Origin of the sequence: Frateuria sp. GZRe14, from assembly GCF_051900395.1 — a bacterium.
In the GTDB taxonomy this organism is placed as follows: Bacteria; Pseudomonadota; Gammaproteobacteria; order Xanthomonadales; family Rhodanobacteraceae; genus Frateuria_A; species Frateuria_A edaphi.
This window is the reverse complement of the sequence record NZ_JBHZGJ010000001.1, coordinates 1,382,532-1,405,049: the sequence shown is the minus strand read 5'-3', so window position 1 is coordinate 1,405,049 and position 22,518 is coordinate 1,382,532. Positions and strand designations below refer to the sequence as shown.

The 22,518-nt window shown below is 69.1% G+C and carries 14 protein-coding genes and 1 pseudogene; 3 read left to right on the top strand and 12 right to left on the bottom strand.

Translation table 11 applies throughout. The features are described from left to right. Positions 1-62: 62 nt before the first annotated feature. The 12 genes and pseudogenes from ACFWZ1_RS06440 to ACFWZ1_RS06385 form a co-directional block, all read right to left on the bottom strand. On the bottom strand, positions 63-377 hold the full coding sequence (locus ACFWZ1_RS06440; protein ID WP_439665817.1) for a hypothetical protein: 315 nt from the start codon (positions 375-377) through the stop codon (positions 63-65). After that, positions 374-4,078 (bottom strand): protein kinase domain-containing protein, encoded by a 3,705-nt coding sequence (locus tag ACFWZ1_RS06435; protein WP_439665816.1) that lies wholly within the window; start codon positions 4,076-4,078, stop codon positions 374-376. The genes ACFWZ1_RS06440 and ACFWZ1_RS06435 overlap by 4 nt, the downstream gene beginning before the upstream one ends. 60 nt (positions 4,079-4,138) lie before the next feature. After that, positions 4,139-4,825 carry a hypothetical protein gene (locus tag ACFWZ1_RS06430; protein WP_439665815.1) on the bottom strand — a complete coding sequence of 229 codons (687 nt, stop codon included), beginning with the start codon at positions 4,823-4,825 and terminating at the stop codon, positions 4,139-4,141. Between the two features lie 385 nt (positions 4,826-5,210). Continuing rightward, positions 5,211-6,908, bottom strand: a pseudogene (locus tag ACFWZ1_RS06425) (serine/threonine-protein kinase); the annotation flags it as partial. A gap of 10 nt (positions 6,909-6,918) precedes the next feature. Further along, entirely contained in the window at positions 6,919-7,644 is a 726-nt protein-coding gene (locus tag ACFWZ1_RS06420; protein ID WP_231324771.1) for a PP2C family protein-serine/threonine phosphatase, read from the bottom strand. Then, positions 7,641-9,158: a type VI secretion system-associated protein TagF gene (gene tagF, locus ACFWZ1_RS06415; RefSeq protein ID WP_439665814.1), complete on the bottom strand. Its 1,518-nt coding sequence runs from the start codon at positions 9,156-9,158 to the stop codon at positions 7,641-7,643. Before tagF ends, ACFWZ1_RS06420 begins: the two co-directional genes overlap by 4 nt. A gap of 35 nt (positions 9,159-9,193) precedes the next feature. Further along, positions 9,194-12,706: a type VI secretion system membrane subunit TssM gene (gene tssM, locus ACFWZ1_RS06410; RefSeq protein ID WP_439665813.1), complete on the bottom strand. Its 3,513-nt coding sequence runs from the start codon at positions 12,704-12,706 to the stop codon at positions 9,194-9,196. Positions 12,707-12,710: 4 nt separating this feature from the next. Beyond that, on the bottom strand, positions 12,711-14,018 hold the full coding sequence (gene icmH, locus ACFWZ1_RS06405) for a type IVB secretion system protein IcmH/DotU (RefSeq protein ID WP_439666878.1): 1,308 nt from the start codon (positions 14,016-14,018) through the stop codon (positions 12,711-12,713). Between the two features lie 28 nt (positions 14,019-14,046). Continuing rightward, complete coding sequence (gene tssK, locus ACFWZ1_RS06400; RefSeq protein ID WP_439665812.1) at positions 14,047-15,384, bottom strand: type VI secretion system baseplate subunit TssK; 1,338 nt, start codon at positions 15,382-15,384, stop codon at positions 14,047-14,049. 203 nt (positions 15,385-15,587) lie between these two features. Beyond that, positions 15,588-16,916: a type VI secretion system-associated FHA domain protein TagH gene (tagH, locus tag ACFWZ1_RS06395; protein ID WP_439666877.1), complete on the bottom strand. Its 1,329-nt coding sequence runs from the start codon at positions 16,914-16,916 to the stop codon at positions 15,588-15,590. A gap of 17 nt (positions 16,917-16,933) precedes the next feature. Next, positions 16,934-17,476 carry a DUF6931 family protein gene (locus ACFWZ1_RS06390; protein WP_439665811.1) on the bottom strand — a complete coding sequence of 181 codons (543 nt, stop codon included), beginning with the start codon at positions 17,474-17,476 and terminating at the stop codon, positions 16,934-16,936. Between the two features lie 13 nt (positions 17,477-17,489). After that, positions 17,490-19,514 carry a type VI secretion system Vgr family protein gene (locus tag ACFWZ1_RS06385; RefSeq protein WP_439665810.1) on the bottom strand — a complete coding sequence of 675 codons (2,025 nt, stop codon included), beginning with the start codon at positions 19,512-19,514 and terminating at the stop codon, positions 17,490-17,492. Between the two features lie 489 nt (positions 19,515-20,003). Here ACFWZ1_RS06385 and ACFWZ1_RS06380 point away from each other — a divergent pair, with 489 nt between their 5' ends. From ACFWZ1_RS06380 to ACFWZ1_RS06370, 3 genes are all read left to right on the top strand, one after another. After that, entirely contained in the window at positions 20,004-21,035 is a 1,032-nt protein-coding gene (locus ACFWZ1_RS06380; protein ID WP_439665809.1) for a hypothetical protein, read from the top strand. 14 nt (positions 21,036-21,049) lie between these two features. Beyond that, positions 21,050-21,841 (top strand): lysozyme inhibitor LprI family protein, encoded by a 792-nt coding sequence (locus ACFWZ1_RS06375; protein WP_439665808.1) that lies wholly within the window; start codon positions 21,050-21,052, stop codon positions 21,839-21,841. Between the two features lie 133 nt (positions 21,842-21,974). Next, positions 21,975-22,469, top strand: coding sequence for a hypothetical protein (locus tag ACFWZ1_RS06370; RefSeq protein WP_439665807.1), 495 nt, complete (start codon positions 21,975-21,977; stop codon positions 22,467-22,469). Positions 22,470-22,518: the final 49 nt, after the last annotated feature.

The following is a 22,518-nucleotide window of genomic DNA, read 5'->3' as shown; positions in this document are numbered from 1 at the left end:
TCAACAAAACCGCCCATCAGAGGCCGTTTTCGTTCACGATTTGCTCATCAGGCATTCACATTTCAGGCAGCAAAAAAGAGCAGGCCGAGCAACAGGGCGCACACCAGCGCACCGGCGGCAAACACGGCCAGCAACATCCGGCTCGAGCGTGCTCCGCCGCCCAGCAGCACCGGCAACATGTCCTCGTCGACCCGAGCGTCCGCGGGGCGCGGCGGCTGCACCAAGGCTTTCCGGGCAGTGATGCCGTGGCTGTCGCGCAGGGCGGCCAGCACATTGCGCCGGCGCGCCCGGTACTCGGCGCGCGCGATGCGGCCGCCGTAGTGGGCCTCGTCGAGCAGGCTCAGGTCCCGATTGACGGTCTGCTCGCGCTCGTTCATGGCACCTCCCTTACCAGGCGCAGGCCCACGTCCTTCTGCGCGCCGCCGCCGTCGGCGCGACGGCTGTCGACGGTGCAGTCGGACCAGTAGCTTGTGTAACTACCGCCACGCACCGCAGCGCCCCCATCCACCCATTCCCAGACGTTGCCGGTCAGGTTGATCAGGCCCCACGGGTTGGGACTGCGGCCGCGCGCGGCGATCGGTGCCCCGCTACCGTCGTCGGCGCCAGCGGTAGGCGGGATGCAGTTGCTGTCCGTGGCCTGCTTCCAGCCGCCGCCGGCGCGCGCGGCGGCCAGCCATTCGGCATCGGTCGGCAGCCGGTAGACGTGGCCGCTGGCGCTCCCCAGCCACGCCGCGTAGGCGCGCGCCTGGGCCACGCTGATGTTGCTGACCGGCAGGCTGCCCGCGGAGCGGTCTTCCAGCGTGATGGCGCTGCACTTGCCGGTGGCCGCGCAGTAGCGGTTGTACTCGTTGATGGTGATTTCCGAACGGGTCATGGCCAGCGTCCTGCCGCCGGCGCGCACCACCACCAGCGCGGGGCCACGCTTGCCGTCGATGGTGTCGAAGCAGGCGCGGCCGGCGCCGACCAGGTCGGGAGCGGCGCACGGATCGGATGAGGGTCCGGCGGTGGCGGTCGCCGGGGCCGGACGGATGACCGCGGGACTGCCCTTCCCCGCCGCGGCCATAGGCTGGCCAGCTGCCGGCGCGTGGTCCGTGGCCGGTGTCGTGGTGTTGCCGCTGGCCGGCGTCGGTGCGGCGGTCGGCAAGACTGGGGTGGCGGACGGACCCGTGGCGGGCTTGAGCGAATCCAGCAGGGCCGCCAGCGAACCTTCACCCAACTGGCCGCGCAGCTTCATGTCCGCCTCGAGCGCGGCAAGCGCGTCGGCATCGGCATGCTTCACCTGCGCCAACTGCCTGCGCATGCGATCGAGATCGGTCGAGGCAACGGCCTGGCCACGCGCCTTCACCAGATCGGCCGCCAGACCATAGCGGGCGCTGGCCTTGGCGAGATCGGCGCGCTGGCCGAGCAGGCCGGTGGCGCGCGTAAGCACATCGGCGGCGGCCTGGTAGCGACCCTTGCGGAAGGCCTCGCGGGCCTGGCCGAGGTAGGCGTCGGCCAGCAGCTGCGGGCCTTCGCTGGCGAGGAACGGATGCTGTGGCGCCAGCGTGCGGATGCGCACCAGCGATTCCTGCGCCTTGCCGGTATCGCCCGCCGCGGCGGCCCGCTTGACCGACTCGATGCGTGCGGTGACCTCGGCTGCCGCGCTTTCCTGCGCCAGGCGGTCCTGCTGTTGCTTGTCCAGCGCGGCCAGGCGATCGTGCTCGCTCTTGAGCGCGGTCGACTGCGGCGCCACGGTAAGGCCGAAATCGACCAGCGCCTGGTCCTGCGGCAGGTGCAGTGCATCGGTCTGCTGGTCGGCAACCTGGGCGATGGCGGTGGCCAGCTGGTCGACCAGCGCACGGGTCTGCGGCGAAGCATCGCCCTTGAGCGGCGCCACCGCGGTGGCGACCTGGCGCTGCCAGTCGGCGCTCGCTTCCGGGTGGGCGATCAGCGCGGCCAGGGCGGTGCGCGCCTCGGGCAGGCTGGTCGCCGCGGCGGCCGTCGGGGTGGTCGCCACGGCAGCGCCCGTGCCCATCGCATCGAGCTGGGCCTTCCGGCGCTGCAGGCGGGCCGAGTCGGGGAACAGCGCCAGCGCCTGCTTCAGGTGCGCGGCGGCTTGATCGCCGTGGTGCTGCGCCATCGCATCGCCGATGGCGATGTCGTACTTGAGTTCCAGCTCGGCGTTCTTGAGCAGGCTGCTGGTCGGGTCGATGGCGCGGATCTTCTCCAGCGTCTCGATGGCGTTGTCCGGCTGGCCGGCGAAGATCGCGCCTGCCTCGATGCGCTGGGCGAGCTGGGTGTCGAGGCTGTTGAGCAGCTCGTTCTTCTGCTGGTCCATCGCGCTGCGGCGGATGTCCAGCTCGGGCGAGTACAGCTTGAGCTGGTCGCGCAGTGCGAACAGCTGCTGCGCGTGGGTGTAGTCGTAACGGCCCTGCGCGGGATTCCAGTAGGCATCCAGGCGGGTCAGCAGGAAGCGCTGGATGAGATCGCTCTGGTCGAGCACGAGGCGCTTGCGCTCCTCCTCGCCGAGGGTGTCCAGCGCGGCCACGGCCTGGGCTTCGTCGGCGTAGCGGTGTGCGTCGCCCGGTGCGAAACGGGCGATCACCTGCGCCACCTTGCGCTGGTGCAGGTACTGCGTTCCGCCCCAGCCGCCGGCGACCAGGACCACCAGCGCGCCGGCGCCCCAGGCCAGGTACGGGCCGATGCGCTCGCGCAGGCCGACCTCGCGCAGGCCCTCGACGAAGTCCTGCGCCGTGCGCAGCCGATCCTGCCCGCGGAACGCCACCGCATCGCACAGCGCCTTGTACTGGCGACGGGTCAGCCCCGGCACGAGCGGCGGCTTGCGTCCTTCGCGCATCGCCACCTCGGCGCTCACCTTGTCGAACGGGTGCTTGCCGGTGAGCAGCTCGAACGCCACGCAACCCAGCGCGTACAGGTCGTCGCTCGGCGTCGGCTCGTCGCCCTGGATCATCTCAAGGCTGGCGTAGGCGGGCGTGAGCGCGCCCAGCGTGCCGGCGTCGAACACGGTCTGTTCGCCGACCGCCTCGCCCATATGCTTGCCGGCGCGCGCGATACCGAAGTCGAAGACCTTCGGCACGCCGTCGCGCGTGACCATCACGTTGCCGGGCTTGAAGTCCGAGTGCACCACGCCGGCAGCGTGCGCCCGCTTGAGCGCCCAGGCCATGCCCTCGATCAGCGGGCGGGCCTTGGCCAGCGGCATGCCGTTGTAGGCGCGCTCGCGGATCAGCGCCTTCATGTCCGAACCGTCGACGTATTCCATCGTCATGAAGACGATGGTTCCGTCCTTGTCGAAGTCGTAGACGCGCACGATGTTGTCGTGCGCCAGCGACTGCGAGCGTCGGGATTCGCGCTGCAGCGCGATCAGCGAATCGGGATGGCGGCGGAATTCGTCGTTCAGCACTTTAACCGCGACGTAGGGATCGCGGTCGCGCGCCTCGACCTTGCGCTCGTCGCGGGCGAGGAACACCACGCCCATGCCACCGCGGCCAATCTCGCGCTCGAGCAGGAAGCGGCCCTTGAGCAGCATGCCGACGTGCGCGTGGTCGCCGCCCTCGGCACCGGCCAGGCGCTCCCAGCTGGCGCTGTTGCCCGAGTGCGTGCCGGAATGGGTGCCTGTGGACTGGGTGCCTGTGGACTGCGCGTCGTCGATCGCCTGGCCGCGCGAGGCGGGCATCACCAAGGTCGCTTCGTCGACTGACGGCGGCGGCGCGGGGGGACGCGAGGCTGGCATCACCACGGTCGCGTCGCCGATCGCTTCGGACGCAACGCGGGCGACGGGGGCCGGGACCACCATCGTGGCATCGCCCTCCATGACCGCCCCGGCCGGTGCCACCACCGTGGCATCGTCGGTCACCGGGATGTCCTCGGCCACGACCTGCGCCGCCATCAGCCGGTCCAGCAACACGCGGCCGATCTCCGCATCCAGTTCGCCCTCGTCGTGCAGGCGGCGCACCAGCGCGAGTTCGTCGTGGTGGCGATCCTCCGGCACCGAGCCGCGGCGGCCCAGTGCATCGAGCAGCACGGGGAGCGGCAGGTGGCCGTTGCGGAAGGCGGCGATCAGTTCGGCAAGCGTGTTCATGCAAAGCTCTTCGTCGGTGCGACAGGCGCGCGGTTACGGCGGCGTGCGCGGGTGATCCGGTCAGCTGACCACCAGCATGGGGACTTCGTTGGTGCGCACCTGCTGGCCATCCATGTAGAGCGCCGAACGCATCGTGTAGCGACCGTCCTGGATGCCCTTGGGCAGGTTGAAATCGAAATTGGTCTCGTACTCGCCGGTGCCGTCGATGGCGGTAGCGTCCTTGGTCACGGTGGTCAGCTGGCGGCCGTCGGGCGCGAACAGGGTCAACTGTTCCTTCAGTTGCGGCGCCACGTCATGCGTGCCTCGCACCAGCGTGACGCGCGACTGCATCGCCGCCTTGCTGCCGGAGCGGACCGTCTCGCCAGGCAGCAGCGCGGTCTGGTAGGCGCTGATGGTGTTGCTGGCCGGCAGGGCGCCGCGGTCGTGGCGGTACTGGTCTTCGACCGAACGCGCGTCCCTGACCTTGCGCGCGTGGTAGTTGTAGGCGACGCAGGCGAACGCGCCAATGCCGGCGCCGATCGCGGCGCCGGCCAGGTGGCCCTTGCCCTTGCCGAACATCGAGCCGGCCAGCGCGCCGATGGCACCGCCCACCGCCGGGTTGCATTCGGGCGACGCCGGTTCGCTGGCGTTCGTGCGGGCGGTGTCGGCGGCGGGCATCCCCAGCCCGCCCATCTGCGCGCAACCGCTCACCAGGGCGAGCACGCAAGCTGCACCCAGAAGGCTGATACCGCGGATTCCGTCATGCATGGCGAGTCCCTCCTCAGTTGATCGAGATGCTGTTCATGGCCTTCTGCTGCGCCTGCTGGGCGCGGCGCAACAGGCGTCTGGCGTCCGCATCGCCCGGATTCACCTGCAGCGCGGCCTTGGCGTTGGCGATGGCGGCGGAGTAGTTCTGCTGCGAGAAGTTGCGCTCGCCCTCGCGCAGCAGGCCCGCGGCGACTTCCTGCATGCGCGTGGAAGCGACGGGAGGCTGCGCAGAGACCGGCGGCTTTTCGGTGGGCGTCGTCTTCGCTGGGATCGAGGCCTGCGCGGTCACCGGCGGCCTGGCTTCCGGCTGCGGGACCGGCGACGGCGGCGTGCGCACCTGCGGCGGCGGCGCTGGCGCGGCCTTCACCGCGGCAGGCCGGTCCAGCTCCTGCTTCTCCTTCTCCACGGCGGCGCGCCTGAGATCCAGCCGCGGCAGGAACAGGTGCAGCCGCGCGGGCACTGCGAAAACCCGCTCGGCCGCCGCGTAATCGCGTCGCCCCTGCGCGGGGTTCCAGTAGGCATCGACGCGTCCGAGCAGGAATCGCTGGACCTGGTCGCCCTGGTCGAGCATCAGTCGTTTGCGTCCGTCCTCGCCCAGTTGATCGAGGGCGGCGGTGGCCTCGGCTTCGTCGCTGAAGTGTTGCGGGTCGGCCGGCTGGAATCGCGCCGCAACCTCGGCGACCTGGCGCGCGCGCCACTGGCCGATCGCGACCCAGCCACCGACCGCCAGCAGCAGGACACCGACCGCCGTCCACGCCAGCGGCCGTCCCAGACGCTCGCCCAGGGCGATGTCGCGCAAGCCCTCGACGAGCAGGTCGGCGCTTTTGAGGCGCTTGTCGGCAGTGAAGGCCACGGCATCGCACAACGCCTTGTACTGGCGACGGGTCAGCCCGGGCACGACCGGCGGTTTGCGCCCTTCGCGCATCGCCACCTCGGCGCTCACCTTGTCGAACGGGTGCTTGCCGGTGAGCAGTTCGAAGGCGACGCAACCCAGCGCGTAGATGTCGTCGGTGGGCTGCGGCGGCCGGCCCTGGATCATTTCCAGGCTGGCATAGGCCGGCGTGAGCGCGCCGAGCCGGCCGGCGTCGAACACCGTCTGGTCCTCGGCGACCTCGCCCGGCTGCTTGCCGGCGCGCGCGATGCCGAAGTCGAACACCTTCGGCATGCCCTCGCGCGTGACCATCACGTTGCCCGGCTTGAAGTCCGAGTGCACCACGCCGGCGTCGTGCGCGCGCTTGAGCGCCCGCGCCATGCCCTCGATGAACGGTCTTGCCCTGGCCAGCGGCAAGCCGCGGAAAGCGCTCTCGCGGATCAGCGTCTTGAGGTCCGAGCCATCGACGTACTCCATCGTCATGAAGACGATGGTGCCGTCCTTGTCGAAGTCGTAGACGCGCACGATGTTGTCGTGCGCCAGTTGCTGCGAGCGGCGCGATTCGCGCTGAAGCGCGATCAGCGAATCGGGATGACGGCGGAACTCGTCGTTCAGCACTTTCACCGCGACGTAGGGATCGCGGTCGCGGGCCTCCACCTTGCGCTCGTCGCGCGCCAGGAACACCACCCCCATGCCGCCGCGGCCGATCTCCCGCTCGATCAGGAATCGGCCCTTGAGCAACATGCCGATCGTCGCCTGCTCGCCATCGGCCACACCGGCCAGCTGCTGCCAGCCGGCAGCGTCGACGCTGCCGGTACCGCCGGCAGTGCGCGAGCCGGTAGCACCGGTGCGGGTGGATTCTGGCCGGGTAGCCGGCTTGACCACGGTCGCCTGGTCGGCAGCCGCGCCGGTCGATGTCGGCCGGGTCGACGGCATGACGCAGGTCGCCTCGTCGGCATCGGCCATGGCCAGGACCGACGCGACTTCGTCGCCGGCACGCTGCAACGCCTCCAGGCGCTCGCTCACCCGTTGCACCACGCCCGCATCGAGGCTGCCCTCCTCGCGCATGCGAGCGAGCCAGCGCAGCTCGTCCACGTGCTGGTCCGCGGGAACCGCGCCGCGCTCGGCCAATGCGTCGACCAGCAACACCGGCAACGACAGCTCGCCCGACTGGTAGGCATCGATGAGCGTGCTTAGCGAGGGGGTGGCCATGATCGTCGCGTCAGCCCTGCAACCGCACGACCACGGCCGATACGTTGTCGCGCGCGGCACGGCCCATGGCGAGGGCGAACAACCCCTGCAGCAAATCGCCGGGCGGCTGCGGGCGCGCGCACTGCGCGTCGATCTCCTCGTCGGACATTTCCTTGTTGATGCCATCGGAACACAGCACGAACTGCATGCCCGAGCGGTTGCCGGCCACAACCCAGTCGACGAACAGCCGGTCCTCGGCGCCGATCGCACGGGTCAGCACGCCGGCGCCCGGTTGCGGCCTCGCGGGCACGGGCCCACCGGCGAACTGGGTCACTTCCTCCTTGAGCCCATGCACGTGGTCGCGGGTGATCTGCCGCAGGCGCCCATCCTCGAAACAATAGGCGCGGCTGTCGCCGACCCAGCCGCACAGCATGAAGTCGGGATCGTAGACCAGCACCACCACGGTCGAGCCAATCAGGTCGACGCCACGCGTCGCGGCGACCTGGCGCAGTTCGCTGTTGACCTGCGCCAGCGTGTCTTCGATCGACTCGACGAAGTCGAACACGTCGCCGTTGCGCGGGAGCGCACCGAGTCGCTCGACGATCAACCCGCTGGCGTAGTCGCCGGCCGAATGGCCGCCCAGGCCGTCGGCGACCACCCACAGGCCGACGTCCTCGCGCACCAGGATCGCGTCTTCGTTGTGTTTGCGGACCTTGCCGGTGTCGGTATGCCCCGCGGACAGGTAACGCACGGTCATGGCTGCACCTCGATCACGGCCAGCGGCCAGGGCCGCGAATGAGTCGGGCCCAACGCCTGGGCCAGGCGCGTTTGCGCGTCCTGCGGCGTGGCGGCGGCAAGCGCCTGCGCCAGCGTGGCCTGCGAGAGCTGCGTATGCGCCACGCCGGCCAGCAGCACCAGGCGGTCGCCGGGCATCAGTTCGCAGGCGATCTGCTCGCAGCCAGGCATGCCTTCGGCACCCAGGCCGGGCGCGGTCGGCGCGTCATTGCCGCCGAACAGAAGGTCGTCCAGCTCGCCGCCACCGGGCAGCGATGGCTGCGCCAGCGTGGTGGCGAACAGCGGACGCACGCGGCCACCACGCCAGTGCCATGCTCCCGCGGCACCCACCCGCAGCAGCCCGGCCTGCGGCCCGGCGACACGCGCGGCCACCACCGCGCCGTCTTCGCTGACGCGGCCATGGCGCAGCAGCGGATGCAGCGCCATCAGGCGGGCACGCAACGCATGCGTGCCCGGCGCGGCCTCGTCCGAGGCACTCATTTCGGCGCCGACGCTGGCGACCGCGGATGCGGCGCGACGGCGCGGATCGGCCTGGCCCACATCGGCCGCCACCAGGGTGAGCGCGCAGGCCGGATGGCGCACGACGGCCGCGCCGGGCGCGGTCTGCACCGAGAGTTCGGTGTTGAATGCCGGTGCTGCCACCGGCGTCGCCGTTGCGCCTGCCTGGCGCACGAAACCGGGCACGGTCACGTCGTCATCGGCATCGCGCACCACCGGAGCCGGAGCAGGCGGTTCGGTGATAGCGGAGGCCACCGGCACGGCACGCGGCGCGGGGCCGCCCATGGGGGCCTGCCACGCACCGGCGCGGGCCGCATCGAGGAAGCCTGCGTAGGCGTCGGCCGCCGGCAGGCCCCGGGTGGCCAGGACTCCGGCCGGGACGCGGCCGGCGCCCTCGGTCCACCACAGGCACCAGGGGCCACCGTGGCCCACCAGTCGTCGCCACAGCGCGACCAACGCATCGGTATCGATGGCACGTTCCGGCAACGGCAGGCGCCAGTGCGTCGCGCGGCTGAAGTCGACCCCTTCGGACGGGTCGGCCGGCACGGGCGCGTCGGCCGAGGGGCCGGGCAGCGCCGCCACCAGGGCGTCGAAGCCTTCGGCATCCACCGGCGCGCCGCGCTGGCCCTGCGCATGGACGCGCGCCAGCGCATCGAACCAGCCGGTACCGTCGCGCAGCAGCGGCTCGATCTGCGCGGGCGCGACCGGCGCGGCCAGCACCATCGGAAAGCTGCGGCCGACGCGGTCGTCGGCGGGGCCGAACACGCCGGCCCACGCACCTTCGCCGCATGCCTGCGGCGAAAGCACGTATCGCCAGGTCGGACTGGCGCGATAGGCCGCCGTCCAATCCTGGCCCAGTGCTTCGCGGCTGGCGAAGACGGCCTGTTCGAAGTGGTGATCCCAGCGTTCGACGAATGCCAACGGCAGCCGCCGCTGCACGAAGTCCCCCGCCCCCGGCAACTTGCCGAAGAAACCCACGCTTGCCGTCCCGCCCCCTGTCGGCCCGGACATGGCTAGCCCCCGCACCGGAAGCGTTGCACCTGCGTGTTGAGGAACGGGTTCTTCAGGTTGCTGGCCTGCACCACCAGCTGCACGGCCTGGCCGCCGAAGTCGAAGTGCGCCTGGTAGCGCAGGTCCGACTGACGCGAGAGCTGCGCCGCCTGCAACGCATGGAAGAACGCCCAGTCGCCCTGGTAGTCGTAGCTGCTGAGCAGGTTGCCGGCAGTGTCCCACGCGGAGACCTTGACCTGTCCCGGGGTCGGTCCGGGCCACTTCATCGCCATGCTGGTGGTGCCGCCGGGCTTGTAGTCGAAGGTCTGCCCGTCGATGGCGATGGCGAAGTGGCCGATGCCCGGCGCCAGCACGGGCGCGAGCAGGGTGAAACCGACTTCGGGCGTGGGGCTGCCGTTGCGGAAGTACATCTGCTTGATGCTGTCGGCCAGTTGCATCTGCGCCAGCATCGATGCCGAGCCGCTGACCGCGCCCGGCCCGCTCTTCCACTGCCAGTTGCGGCCACTGGTGTCGACCAGCTTGGCCAGGGTCTGCTTGAAGAAGCCGTCGTAGCGCCCGCCGTAGCCAAACATCTCGCCGAAGTTCTGCACCGGGATGTCGTTGCGGCTGCTCGGGGAGAACGGGTAGCGGCCCTGGGTGAAGGCCGCGCAATCCTGTGCCGCGGCCTGCTGGAACTGCTCGTCGAGCGCGCCCTTGGTACCGCTGGCGACCAGCGCCTGGCTCTTGCCGGTGAGCGAGGCGACCCAGCCCGATACCGGCGGCGGCAGCTGCGCGGCCGCCTGCTGCGCCATCAGCAGCTGCGGGTTGGGCTGACCGGCCGCGTCGCTGAAGTCGGTCATGGTGAGCAGCGTCTTGCTCAGCTGGTCGAGCGCGGCCAGCGTCTGGTCGATCGGCGCGGCGCCGGGCGCGCCCTCGCTCAGCTTGTTGAGCGTGTCGAAGTGCGCGCTGATGGCGCTGCCGGGCGGCGCTTCGTCCGCGCTCCCGGCACCACCGCCGACCTTCGCCAACGCCCGGCCGAGCGCGTTCTGGGTGGCCTTCTTGGCGGCTGCATCCTTGGCTGCATCCAGCGCCTTGTCGCCGGCGTCGGGCGCCGGCGCGCGCAGCATGTCGCTGGTGTTGTCGCGCACCAGCTTGAGCAGCGACTTGAGCGGCGAGCTCGGGCCCGACAGCTTGGCGGCGATGGTGCTGGCATCCTGGATGCTGGCCGCCGGTTGCAGCTGCAGGTCGGCCAGCAGGGCATCCCAGGCCTTGATGTAGTCGGCCTCGTAGAGCGCCAGCACCTGGCGCGAAAGGCGTGCCTGCGCCAGCGCATCGATCGGTTCGGCGCCGAACACCCAGTCATCCGAGGCGAACTGCCTGACCGCCTCCTCCACGCCCTTGTCTGCCTCGATGGCGAACACCGGTTGCGTGTAGAGCGCGGGTAGCGGATCGGACAGCGGCTTGCCGCTCTGGCGGCGGAACACGTTGCCCAGCAGGCCCAATTCCTTGTCCAGTTGCAGCGGCTTGCCGGCGCTTTCGGCCGACAGCTTCATGCTGCCGTAGACCAGCGTCGACAGGTCCGCCGTGCGCAGCGTCGTGCGCGCCTGCTCCACCAGCGCCGCGTCCAGCGGCAGGGCGCGCAACTGGCCGGGTTCCTCGACCAGCGCCTGGAAGTGCTTGGCCAGCGCTTGCTGCAGCACGGGTTCGTCGGGGAACACCTTGCGCCATTCCAGGTTGGCCAGGGCTACCAGTTCGTCGGCATCCAGATGCTTGGGCTCGCCCAGCATCAGGTAGCCCTTGAGGTAGTAGTACAGCGCCTGGGGATCGGACGCGCTGGCGGCCAGGCCGCCGCGGAACTGCGCGCCCACGCCGGGGAGCAACAGTGCATTGAGCTCGCGCAGGTAGGCCGCGTGCAGGTCCTCGCCGACCGCCTTGCCCTGGTACAGGCCCAGCCGCATCGACATCGGCACGCCGCCTTCCGGGGTAGCCGTCTGCTGCACGGCCGACAACGCCTCCAGCCGGTCGAGCACCTTGGCGAAGTATTCCTTCGGCGTGGCGCTGGCCGGCAGGTCCACGCCGGCGGGGTAATCCTTCAACACATCCTCCACCTGCCCCAGATAGGCGCGGTTGCGCGCATAGCTGGTGGCGAAGCCGAAGCACAACAGCACCGTCAGCAGCGCCATGCCGGCGTAGGACGCCAGTTGCACGGCGACCTTGCGCCGCTCGATGGCGGGGTTGGTGCCGGCCAGACCGGATTCGCGGAACAGCACTTCCTTGAGCAGCCGCTCGACGAAGAACGTACGCCGCTGCGCGCCCTGCGGGTTCACCCGTGCGGCGTCCAGCCCGAAAGTGCGCGCGACCGCGCCCATCATGCGGTCGATCGGCGTGCCTTCCTGCGTACCGGAGGTGAGGTAGACGCCACGCAGCAGCGGCGGCGTGCCATAGGCATGGCCGGCGAACACACCCTCGACGAACTGCCGCGCGGTCTCGCCCAGCGCTGCCAGCTGCTGCGGGAACGACAGCACCGCGGCACGGCGACCGCGGTCGCGCTCGGCGTGCAGGCGATCCAGCGTGCGCGTGTTGAGCCGGTCCAGCAGCAGCCGGTATTCGTCGGCGAAGGCCTTGGCGGCACTTCCCTCCATGGTCTTGCCCAAGGGGAAGGACACCCCCCAGACCTGGCTGCGCAGCTCCGGGTTCATGTCGTCGAAGAATTCGCCGAAGCCGGCCACCAGGTCGCACTTGGTCAGCACCAGGTACACCGGCACGCCGATCCTCAGGTGCTCGGAGAGTTCATCCAGGCGGCGGCGGATCGCGCCCGCGTGTTCCTGTCGTCCTGCGTCATCCAGCACCATCAGGTCGGACAGGCTCATCGCCACGATCACGCCGTTGATCGGTCGGCGCTTGCGGTAGCGACGCAGCAGCTTGAGGAATTCGCCCCAGGCGGTGGCGTCGGCCGAGCGGTCCGAATCCTGCGTGGTGTAGCGGCCGGCGGTGTCGAGGAAGACCGCCTCGTCGGTGAACCACCAGTCGCAGTTGCGGGTGCCGCCGACACCGCGCAGCGCTTCCTTGCCGAAGCGTTCGGACAGCGGGAAATTGAGCCCGGAGTTCTGCAGCAACGTGCTCTTGCCCGAGCCCGGCGGGCCGATCACCACATACCAGGGCAGCGCATACAGGTTGCCGCGACGGCGCTTGCGCAGCATTTCCACCGCTTCCTGGAAACGGCCCTGCAGCTGCGCGCCTTCACCCGCGCCGCGGTTGTCGCCGCCACCAGCGGGCGTCGCGCCGCCCTGCCCGGCCAGCTCGCCGGACATCTTGTTGGCCTTGCCGCGCGCGCGCAGCGCCTGCACCTGCAGCCAGGCACCCCAGGCAAGCACGATCACCATGATCAGCAGCAGCCGCGCGACCGGGCTGGCCAGCGGCTGCGAATCGCCGATTCCGAGGTACGGACCGCCCAGCCACACCAGCACCGAGAGCAGCAGCACGCCGATCAGCGTGACGAACCAGGCGGACTTCAAAAGGCTCAGCAACTTCGCCACGGCGTCAGGCCTCCGGGATGAACTTGATTTCGACGCGGCGGTTGCGCGTGCGGTTGTCCGGCAGGTCCGGTGGCAGCGCGATCGGCTGCGAGGCGCCGGCGCCGGTCGATTCGATGCGGCCCGGGTTGTCCAGCCCCTGCGTCAGGATCTGCCTGACCGACTGCGCGCGCGCCGCCGACAACGCGAAGTTGTCCTTGAACTTCAGCGAGTGGATCGGCTGGTCGTCCGTGTGGCCGATGACGATCACCCGGCCGGACACCTGGTTGAGCGCGGCGGTGATCTTGTGCAGCAGCGGCAACTGGCGATCGTTCACGTCGACGCCGCCAGAGGCGAACATCGCATTGCCGGAGAGACGCAGCATCGCCTGCCCGTCCGGCTGTTCGTCGATGCTCAGCAGCCCGGCCTGTTCTTCCGGTGCGAGGAGCTGTTTCAGGCGCTTGCGCTCGGGCGCGGGACGGTGCGCGGTGTCCGGCGGCGTCGCGCCTTCCAACCCGATCCGCGCGAGCTGCGCGTTGACCGGTGACGCGGCATCGTTGAGCCGGGTGTAGAAGAACAGGAAGGCCGCCAGCAGCACACAGGCGGCAGCGGTGGCGATCACCCACAGCGGTACATAGCGCACCAGCGGGTTGCGACGGTCTTCCACGCCGCGCCAGTGCGGCGCCAGCTCCTGCGCGGCCGGCGCCCGCTGTTCCTTGAGGCGCCGGTACAGGTCTTCCTGGATGTCCGCCAGCTTGGCGCGCCCGCCCGCCTCGATCTGGTAGCGCCCGCCGAAGCCCAGCGCCAGGCAGATGTACATCAGCTCGATCAGGTCGATGTGCTTGGAGAAATCCGCGCACAGCCGCTCGAGGATCTGGAAGAACTTGGCGCCGCCGTAGGACTCGCTGTGGAACGCCACCAGCAGGGTCTGCTGCGCCCAGCCGCTGTGCTCGCCCCAGGGCGCGTTGAGCACCGACTCGTCGAGCATGGTGCACAGCACGTAACGCGCCGCCAGCACGGTCTGCTGCGGCAGGTTGGACGCCTGCGCGCGACTTTCGAAACGGCGTACCTGCGTGGTGGCCTGCTCGCGCAGGCGCGCGGCGTCCGGCGCGGTGGCGCTGTGGCGCAACTGCACCGCCAGCAGCAGCAGCGGGCTGGCCGCCTGCACCAGCGGGTTCATGCCACCGCCGAGGAAACCGCTGATGTCCTCCTCGCGCGTCGGCTGGGCCGCAGCAGCGTAGGCGGCCGGCGGTGGCACATGGGCGGCCGGCGGGGGGGCAACGGCCGCGGCCGGGGCCGGTGCGCCGCGCGGGCGCACCACGGTGGCGTCGCGCATGTCCTCGTCGAAGGGACCGCTCATGGCATCAGCTCCGGATGGCCCAAAGTTGCAGGTCGAGCCCGGCGAACTCGCTGCCGAAATGGAACGCGATGCCGCCGGAGGTCTTCAGCTCGCGCCACATCGGCGAGTGCTTGTCGAATTCGAAGTAGAGGTAGCCCGCGTTGTAGGGAATCTGCCGCGGCGCCACCGGCATCGGCTGCACCGCGATGCCGGGCAATTGCAGGTTGACCAGGTCGCGGATCTTCTCGGTCGGGCCGATCTTGGCGTGCGCGGGCAGTTGCCGGCGCAGGTCCTCGGACTTCATGTCGGCCTTGGCCGAAAGCACGAAGGCCGCGGTGTCGATCAGGGTCAGGTCGGGCACCACCGCCACCCACACGCCGTACTTGCGCTGCTGCAGCGGGATCGGCATGGCGGTCTGCTCCATCACCGCGCTGAGTGCGTTGCGCAGCGAGACGATCACCGGTTCGAAGCTTTCGCGCAGCAGCTCGTGGCGGTACGGCGGGAACATCGGCGGACGCTTGCCCGGCGCGGTAAAGGTGGTGAGCTCGCCAGCCATCGCGACCAGCGTGCGGTAGAAGGCTTCCGGGTGTTCCAGCGGCGCCTCTGCCAGGTGCGCGATGAGCGGCTGGTAGCGGTTGACCACCTGCAGCATCAGGAAGTCGGCGATCTCCGCCGCGCCGCCACGATCGGTCAACGCCACGCGGCTGGCCAGCGCCTCGCCACGCTGGTGCAGCAGGCCGAGCAGCTCGGTGAGGAAGGTCACCAGCCGCGGCACCGCCTGGCAGCTCAACCCGGTGGCCATGAAGGCGTCGTCCAGCATCACGCGACGGTCGGCGCGGCACTCGACGATGCGCGCGACCGGGATCTGCGCCAGCCCTTCCATCGGTTGCGACTGCGGCAGCAGGCGCGTGCTCATACCGCCGACTTCCAGCGGCGTGAGCCCCTCGACGCTGCCGGAGCTGTCGCGCACCTCGGTCTCGCGCACGCGGTAGCGGAACAGCCGCTCGGCCGGGGCTTCCGGGCGCCCGCTTTCGGGCTGCGTTGGCGTGCGCAACGGCAGGGTCAGGTAGACGGTCTGGTCGCGCCAGTTGGCATCGACCTCCAGCGCCGGTGGCAGCGGGTCGTCGCCGGGCATGGAGAACGGCGTGCCATCGGGAAAAATGCCGCTCGCGCGGCGGATACCGAGCTTGCCGATCGCCAGCAGGTCAGGTTCCAGCTCCAGCTCCTGGAAACCCCAGGCGTAGGGCCGCAGTGCGCCGGCGCGCAGCTCGACGAAGCGCTCGAAGTAGCGCTCCTGCTGCTGCAGGTGCTGCGGGCGCAGGAACAGGCCCTCGCTCCATACCACTTTGTTGTTTTGCGTCATGACCGACCTGTCTGCTGGTGGTTGCTTCCTGGGCGCCCTGCATCCCTGGACGCGCCCCACGGCCCGCGAGCTGCCTGTAGGAGCGCCCTTGGGCGCGACCCCAGGTTCCGCGGTCGCGCCCAAGGCGCTCCTACAGGGGATGCCCTGGCGTGGGAGGCCCTTCTTCTAGTGCGTGTTTTTCACGTGAAAAGCGCCATGCGCTCTTACCGCTGCCGCACCCGTGCCGACTTCAGGCGCGCCAGCTGCTCTTCGTAGGCGCGTGCGAACTCGTCCCCGAACAAACGGCGGAAGCATTCGTCCGGGTCCTTGGCCAGCCCCTCGAAGTTCTCGCGATAGCGCTCCCAGTAGCGGCCCTTGCCGCCGAAGGTCGAGCGCTTGCTGCCGTCCACTTCCTGCTCCAGCCGGTCCGGGTTGAAGTGCGCCAGCACGGCCTCGAAACCCGCGCGCACGCCCGCCAGCATCGCCATCTGGTGGCAACGGATGTCGTCGAAGGCGTCCTGGAAGGCATCGGTGCCGGAGAGGAAGGCACCGGTGGCCGGGGCAAGCAGCTTCTGCAGCGCTTCGTCGGCGGTCGGCGCGAACTTCAGCGGATTGTTTTCCGAGCGCTGGATCAGCGTGACCGGCAGGCGGAAGGTGTTCTTGATCTCCGCGCGGGCGCGCAGCACGTCCATCACGCCATCGACGACGATGCGGAAGATCGTGTCCAGCTCGGGCGGGACACCGGCCGGAGCGCCGTGCGGGGCGGCGACGGGCGCCAGCGACACGACCGGCTGCGGCGCCACCGGCGCGATCGGCGCCGCCGGTGCCGGGGCTGGCGGGGGTGCGGGCGTGGCTACCGGTGCCGACTTAGGCGCGAAGTCGCCCATGGTCAGGTCCCAGTTCTCAGGCAGCGCCGGGCGCTGGCCGGCAACGCCCGGGGGATGGAAATGATCGGCCATGCCGCTGGAATGGTTCCAGCTTGCGGCCGGTGCAGGCGCGGGCGCCGGCGGCGCACCGAAGGGCTCGTCCAGGAACGCCAGCGGATCGAGCGTGGCGGCCGGACCGCCGGGCGCCGGAATCAGCGGCTCGTCAGGGATACCGCGCGCCGGGGCTGGCGGCGCGCCGAACGGGCCGCCCAGCATCTCGTCGAGGAAGTCGCCTCCCGGCAGCGGCGCCGCAGCCGCCATCGCGGGTGCCGGGACGGGTGCCGGGCCAGGCTGCACCAGAGTGGCACTGTCGGCCTGCATCCGCACGGACACCTCGAAGGTGTCGATCTGCAGGCGGTCGCCCTCCTTCAGCGAGGCCGGGTCGCCCTTTACCAACGGACGGCCGTTGAGCAGCATCCCGTTGGTGCTGCGGTCCTCGATGAAGTACATGCCGTTGAGGCAGCGCACCATGGCGTGCACGCGCGACACGCCGGCCGCGGCCAGCACCCAGTCGCAGTCCTCCGCGCGGCCGATGCTGCCGTCGCGGCCCTCGAAGGCCTTCTGGCTGCGTGCGCCGAACTGCGCGGCGTGCGGGCCGAGCACGGCGAGCACGAGTGTCTGTGGGATAGGCACGCGTCGCTCCTTCAGCAGGTCTGGGTTTCGCCGGCGCCGAGCAGGCTCATGGCGCGCGCCATGAAGCCGGCGCGGCGCTGCTCGAAGCGTTCCGGATCGAGGCCGGCCATCAGGTTGATGGCCGCCACCACGGCGCAGGCGGTCAGGTGTTCGGCCGGCGGCACCGGAGTTTGCTGGGTCGCCGGCGCCAGGCTGCCCCCCGACCAGCCCGCACAGGCCGCCAGCCAGGCGCCGATGCTTCGATAACCGCCAGCGTTGGCGAACTCGAACGCAGCGCGCCGATTGGGTTCCTCCGGCTCGCGTACCCATTGCTCGGCGAGCGCGGCGCCGGCCCTGTCCTCCAGCGGCAGCGCCACGTCTCGCGCGCACTGGCAGGCCCAGGCTACGGCGTATCGCTTGGGCAGGAGGCGTGCGAGCAACTTCAGCGCGTCCTGCGTTTCGCCGCCTTCGAGCAACGCCTGCACGGCCTCGCGCGGCCCCATGCCGGGCTCGAGCCGGGCGCGCGCGGGCTCACCCAGCTCCATCTGCTCGGCAGCTTGCATGACGATCGACATGACGCTCTCCCCCTTACCCGATCATCACCACGCCGCCGGACACCTGGTTCATGCCGTCGCCCTTGAGCGTGAGCATGGGTGCCTTGACGGTGGCCATCGCGCCGCCAGCCACTTCGAGCATGGCGTCCGAATGCATCTTGAGCGTGGCCCCGGCGCCCAGGTCCATCGTGGCGCCGGCCTTGACGCCAACTTCGACCTGGCCCTCGACCTTCACCCCCACGCTGCCGGTGATCTTGATGTTGACGCCCTTGATCTCGATGTCGCCCGAGCTCTTCATGACGATGCTGGACGCGCCGGTCACCAGCTCGATCTCGGTGCCGGCCGTCAGCTTGAACTTCTGGCCGATGCCGGTGGTGCCGTTGTTGGTGACGTCGAGCTTGTCGTCGTTCTGCACGGTGACCTTGCGATCATGCTTGATCGTCTCGGTCTGGTCGTTCTCGACGGTAAGCGTCTGGTCGTGCTTGACCGTCACCGTTTCGTCGTGGTCGATGGTCACGACGTGGTCGTTCTCGACTTCCTCGTGCATGTCCTTCTGGGCGTGGATGAAGAAGTCCTCCTCGCCCTTCTTGTCCTCGAAGCGCAACTCGTTGAAGTCGGCGGTGCCACCGAGCAGGCTGCGGCTCTTGATGCCGCTCTGGGTCTTGTTGTCGGGCAGCGTGTAGGGCGGCATGTTGTCGGCGTTGTAGACGCTGCCGATCACCAACGGGCGGTCAGGATCCCCTTCCAGGAAGCTGACCACCACTTCCTGGCCGATGCGCGGAATGCTCACCGCGCCCCAGTTCTTGCCGGCCCAGGCCGACGCCACCCGCACGGGGCACGAACTTTGTGCGTTCTTCTTGTCGGGCTTGTTCCAGTGGAACGTGACCTGGATGCGGCCGTACTTGTCCACGGCGATGTCTTCGGCCGTGTCGCTTCCCGTGACGACCGCCGTCTGCAGCCCGACGACCATCGGCTTGACCGCCATCGGCATGGCGCGGAACGGCTGCTTGCTCTGGATGGCGGTGAAACTGCAATGGACCTGCTCGCCCTCCCCACCCTGCATCGGATTGGCGATGTGCAGGGTCGAGCCGGCCACCAGGTATTCCTGGTTCAGCTTGGCCTGCGGAAACCCTTCCAGCTTGAACAGCGCGCCGGTAAGCAGGCCGCCGGCATTGGTCGCGCCGGAGAACTGCGACTGCATGGCATTGATCGCTTCGACGCGAACCTGCGCGTAGTGCTTGCCCACGTCGGCAGAGTCGTGCTCGCCGGGATAGTCGAACGACTCCAGGTCCGACATCGCATGGTTGCCGTCAGCATTGCTGGCCGAATTGACGCCCAGCAACGATGCCTTCGGCTTCAGCGGATCGTAGTCGGTCAGCGAATACTTGATCGTCTGCACCGAGCGCGCCGGCGAGAATTCGGTGACCGCGATCTCGTGCGACGCGCCGCTGTCTCCGGCCTGCGGCAGATACGGCAGCGTGGCGAATCCGTCGGATGCGGAGTGCGCCCCCAGCGAGTCGGCCAGCACCATGGTGTGCACGCCGTCGGCGTGCCGGAAGAAGTAGTAGATGCCTTCCTGCTCCATCAACCGGCTGATGAAGTTGAAATAATCCTCGCGGTACTGCACGCAGTACTCGCGCGCCGGGTAGCTCGCGGTGAGCTCGAGCTTGATGTCGCTGTAGCCGATTTCCGCCAGTACCGCCTTGACGATGTCGGGCACGGACTGGTTCAGGTAAATCCGGCAGTCCACCTTGTTCAGCAACAGCCAGGCCTTGGGAACGAGCGTCACCGAATAGGCGGCGTATTCCTTGCCCTGGAAGCTCTCGAAACCGCTTTGGGATGCCTCGGCGACGATGCCGTTGACATGGCGCGTGTAGGTCCCTTCCTCGTACGTCACCGTGATGGCGCTGCCGAGCAGCGCGAGCAGGTCGATGCCGTTGTCCTCGCTCCACATTTTCAGCTGGTAGGAATAGAGCCGCCCCAACTGTTCGCTGCCCGTAAGGCTTGCCGCCGTGAGCTTGTCGCCGAGAGACGACGTCATCGTCATACGGTAGGTCATGTCCAGTCCCTCAAAAACCTGCGATCGCGAGCAAATGGAGCCGTGCGCGACGCGCAGGCCGGACACAAGCGGGTGCCCGAGCACCGCGCCACTGCCACGGGCAGACGTGTCCGCCGCCGCAAGCACCGTCGATACGCATCCCAAGCCCCCTTAAGCCAACCGATGCACGCAAACCCCGTTGCCAGCGGTTTGCGCCCACAACATCACGAGGTCCTGCGGCACCTGCAGGCAGTCCCCATGGTTCTTAGTGCGTAAATCGGGGGCATTTCAGGTCACCCACATTCAGCGCCGGCAGCGCTAGCGACAACTGGTTGATCGAAAAGCCATTGTTCGGCTTGAACCGGCTTTTCCCACGCTCGCCCGCAGGACAAAGACCGCTGGCTCCCCCAAGCCGATCGCAGGCACGCGCGCGGGGTGCAACGCGTCTAGAATCGGTTCGCGCGCCACCGGGTCCGGATCGGTGCGAACCGCCACCGGATGGAACCTCCCATGCGCCACCACCGCAACGCTCACCCAACGGCCCCCGGCGCCCTCTCGCAGCAGGCCTTGCCGGGCCACCATCCCGCAGGGAGCGTCGCGCATCTTCCGCATGCCATGGGCGCCAAGCCACGATTGCGCCCGCCGGGCAAATCGGCGGCAGCGCAAGCGGCGGCCGACAACGCCGCCAACGCGATCTATGCGTGGCAGGGGACATTCGACCGCATCAAGCTGCGTGAGGGCTTCATCCGCGAGTTCGGCAAATCCGCGCACTACGATGCAGCCGCGATTCCGCAGATGGAGCTCCTGGTCGGCTTCATCGAAGCCGACACGCGCATCACCGACGTACGCTGGACCGCTTACATGCTCGCCACCGCGTACTGGGAAACCACGTCGCTCAAGAAAGAATCCGTGCCGGTCCTGGACAAGCATCACAAACCGGTGGTCGGCAAAAACGGCAAGCCGCTGGTGCGGTCGCGGAAGCGCTGGGCGATCACGCTGTCGCCGGTCGAGGAGGTCGGCCATGGCGCACATCGCAATTACTTCCTTCCGGTAAAGGTGAAATCCATTCCCAAAGGAGGCGCGCGCGTCACCGAGCAGGACGGCGACCAGTTCACGGTAACGGCCGAAGGCACGTACAAGGCGATCACCCACGGCGCGAAGCAGGGCGCGGCCCCAACCCAGAAGGCCGTTACGGCTTACAAAGACGATGATGGTGACGAGTACGCCTACTACGGCCGCGGCTACGTGCAACTGACCTGGTGGTCGAACTACGCCAAGGCCAGCACCGAGTTGAACCTCGGCCTCCAGCTCCTGCTGAACCCCGACGACGTGCTGCAGCCGCAGATCGCGTACAAGGTCATGGCGCACGGCATGCTGACGGGCAAGGGTTTTGCCAACGGCAGGAAGTTCGCGACCTACTTCCACGGCGCCAAGACCGATTACGTCGGTGCACGCCACATGGTCAACGGCAGCGACCATGCGGGGGACATCGCCGGCATCGCACAGCAGTTCGAATCCATCCTGATAGCTGCAAAGTCCTGAGGCGAGTCCCATCCATGCGCCACCCATACCGTCGTCGCCCATCGCTGCGCCTGCTCGCATTGAGCATTGGCTGCTTCGCCCTCATGCAGGCAGTCGCCGCCACTGCGCCGACCACGGTGCAGGGGCGCTGGGAGGTCGTCCAGGTGGCCGTCGATCATCGGGACCAGGCCCACTGGCAGTACTTCCCTGACGACCCCCGGCTGCTCGGCCGCCAGCTCGTCGTCGATGATGCGGGGATCCGGCTCGACGACGGTTCGCGCACCTGCGACGCCCCTGCCTTCACCGCTTTGCCGGTCGACAAACTGCAGCACTTCATCGGCGATCGCTTTGCGCGTCCCGAATCCTTCGACACGCCCGCGCAACCGACCCTTGCGGATTTCGGCATCCAGCTTGCCGACGCGGCGGTATCGCCTGTGGAAGTCCGCTGCACGCCCGACGGATCGCCCTGGAACAATGCATGGATGGTGACGCCTTCCGCCGACCGCCTGCTGACGAACTACGACGGCAGCGGTTATGTGCTGGTGTTGCGCAAAGTGGAGAGCCAGGAACCGATACGCGCGTCGTTCCCCTGCGCGAAGGCGCACAGTGCCGTCGAACGAACCATCTGTGCATCGGCGACGCTCGCCGGCTACGACCGCAGCGTGGCCGCAGCCTATCGATTCGCCTTGCCGCGGGCGGGCGACGATGCCACGACCTTGCGCCAATCCCAACGGCAGTGGATCGGCTCGCGTGACGCCTGTGGCACGGATGTCCACTGCCTCGGCGAAAGCATGCGCGACCGCATCGACGAGTTGATGCAGCAATGAGGATCGCCGTGGACCACCTCCGCCAGGACCTGTAACGGCCACCGCCAGATCGATGGCAACATCAAGCCGGCCGGAGCTATCACGCGCAGGTCTACCACCGTAGGCCGCATCATCCGGCCGGGAGGCCTTCGCCATGAGACGCCGACTTGAAACGGTACTGGCTTGCCTGTTGGCCGGTTCTTGCACGAGTCCGGCCACGTCGCTTGCCGAGGATCTTTGTCATGCAGGCGAAACCACCTACTTCAGCTGCCGGACTGCACCGGGCAAGACCATCAGCCTGTGCGGCAGCGTGCCGTCCGCCTTGCAGTACCGCTACGGCAGGGCGCCCAAGGTGGAACTGGCATTTCCGCCGGACGCCAACGACGGCCTGCGCCAGCTGGGTTACGCGCACTACACCCGCTACCAGGCCGAACGTACCGAGGTTGGCTTCAGCCGCGCGGGCGTCGACTACGCGGTGTTCGACTACACCGAAGTCGGTCAGCGCACGGCCGGCGTGCACGTGACCACCGCCGACGGCAGCGGGCACGAAGTCGCGTGCGCCGGTGCCATCCGCGGCCAGCTGGATACGCTCGGCACGAGCCTTCGCTGCGATCCTGACAATGCGCTCAACGGCGGCGCCTGCCGCTGAGTCTCGGCGCTTGGTGCACGACGGAGTACCGGCCCGTCATGATGCCAAT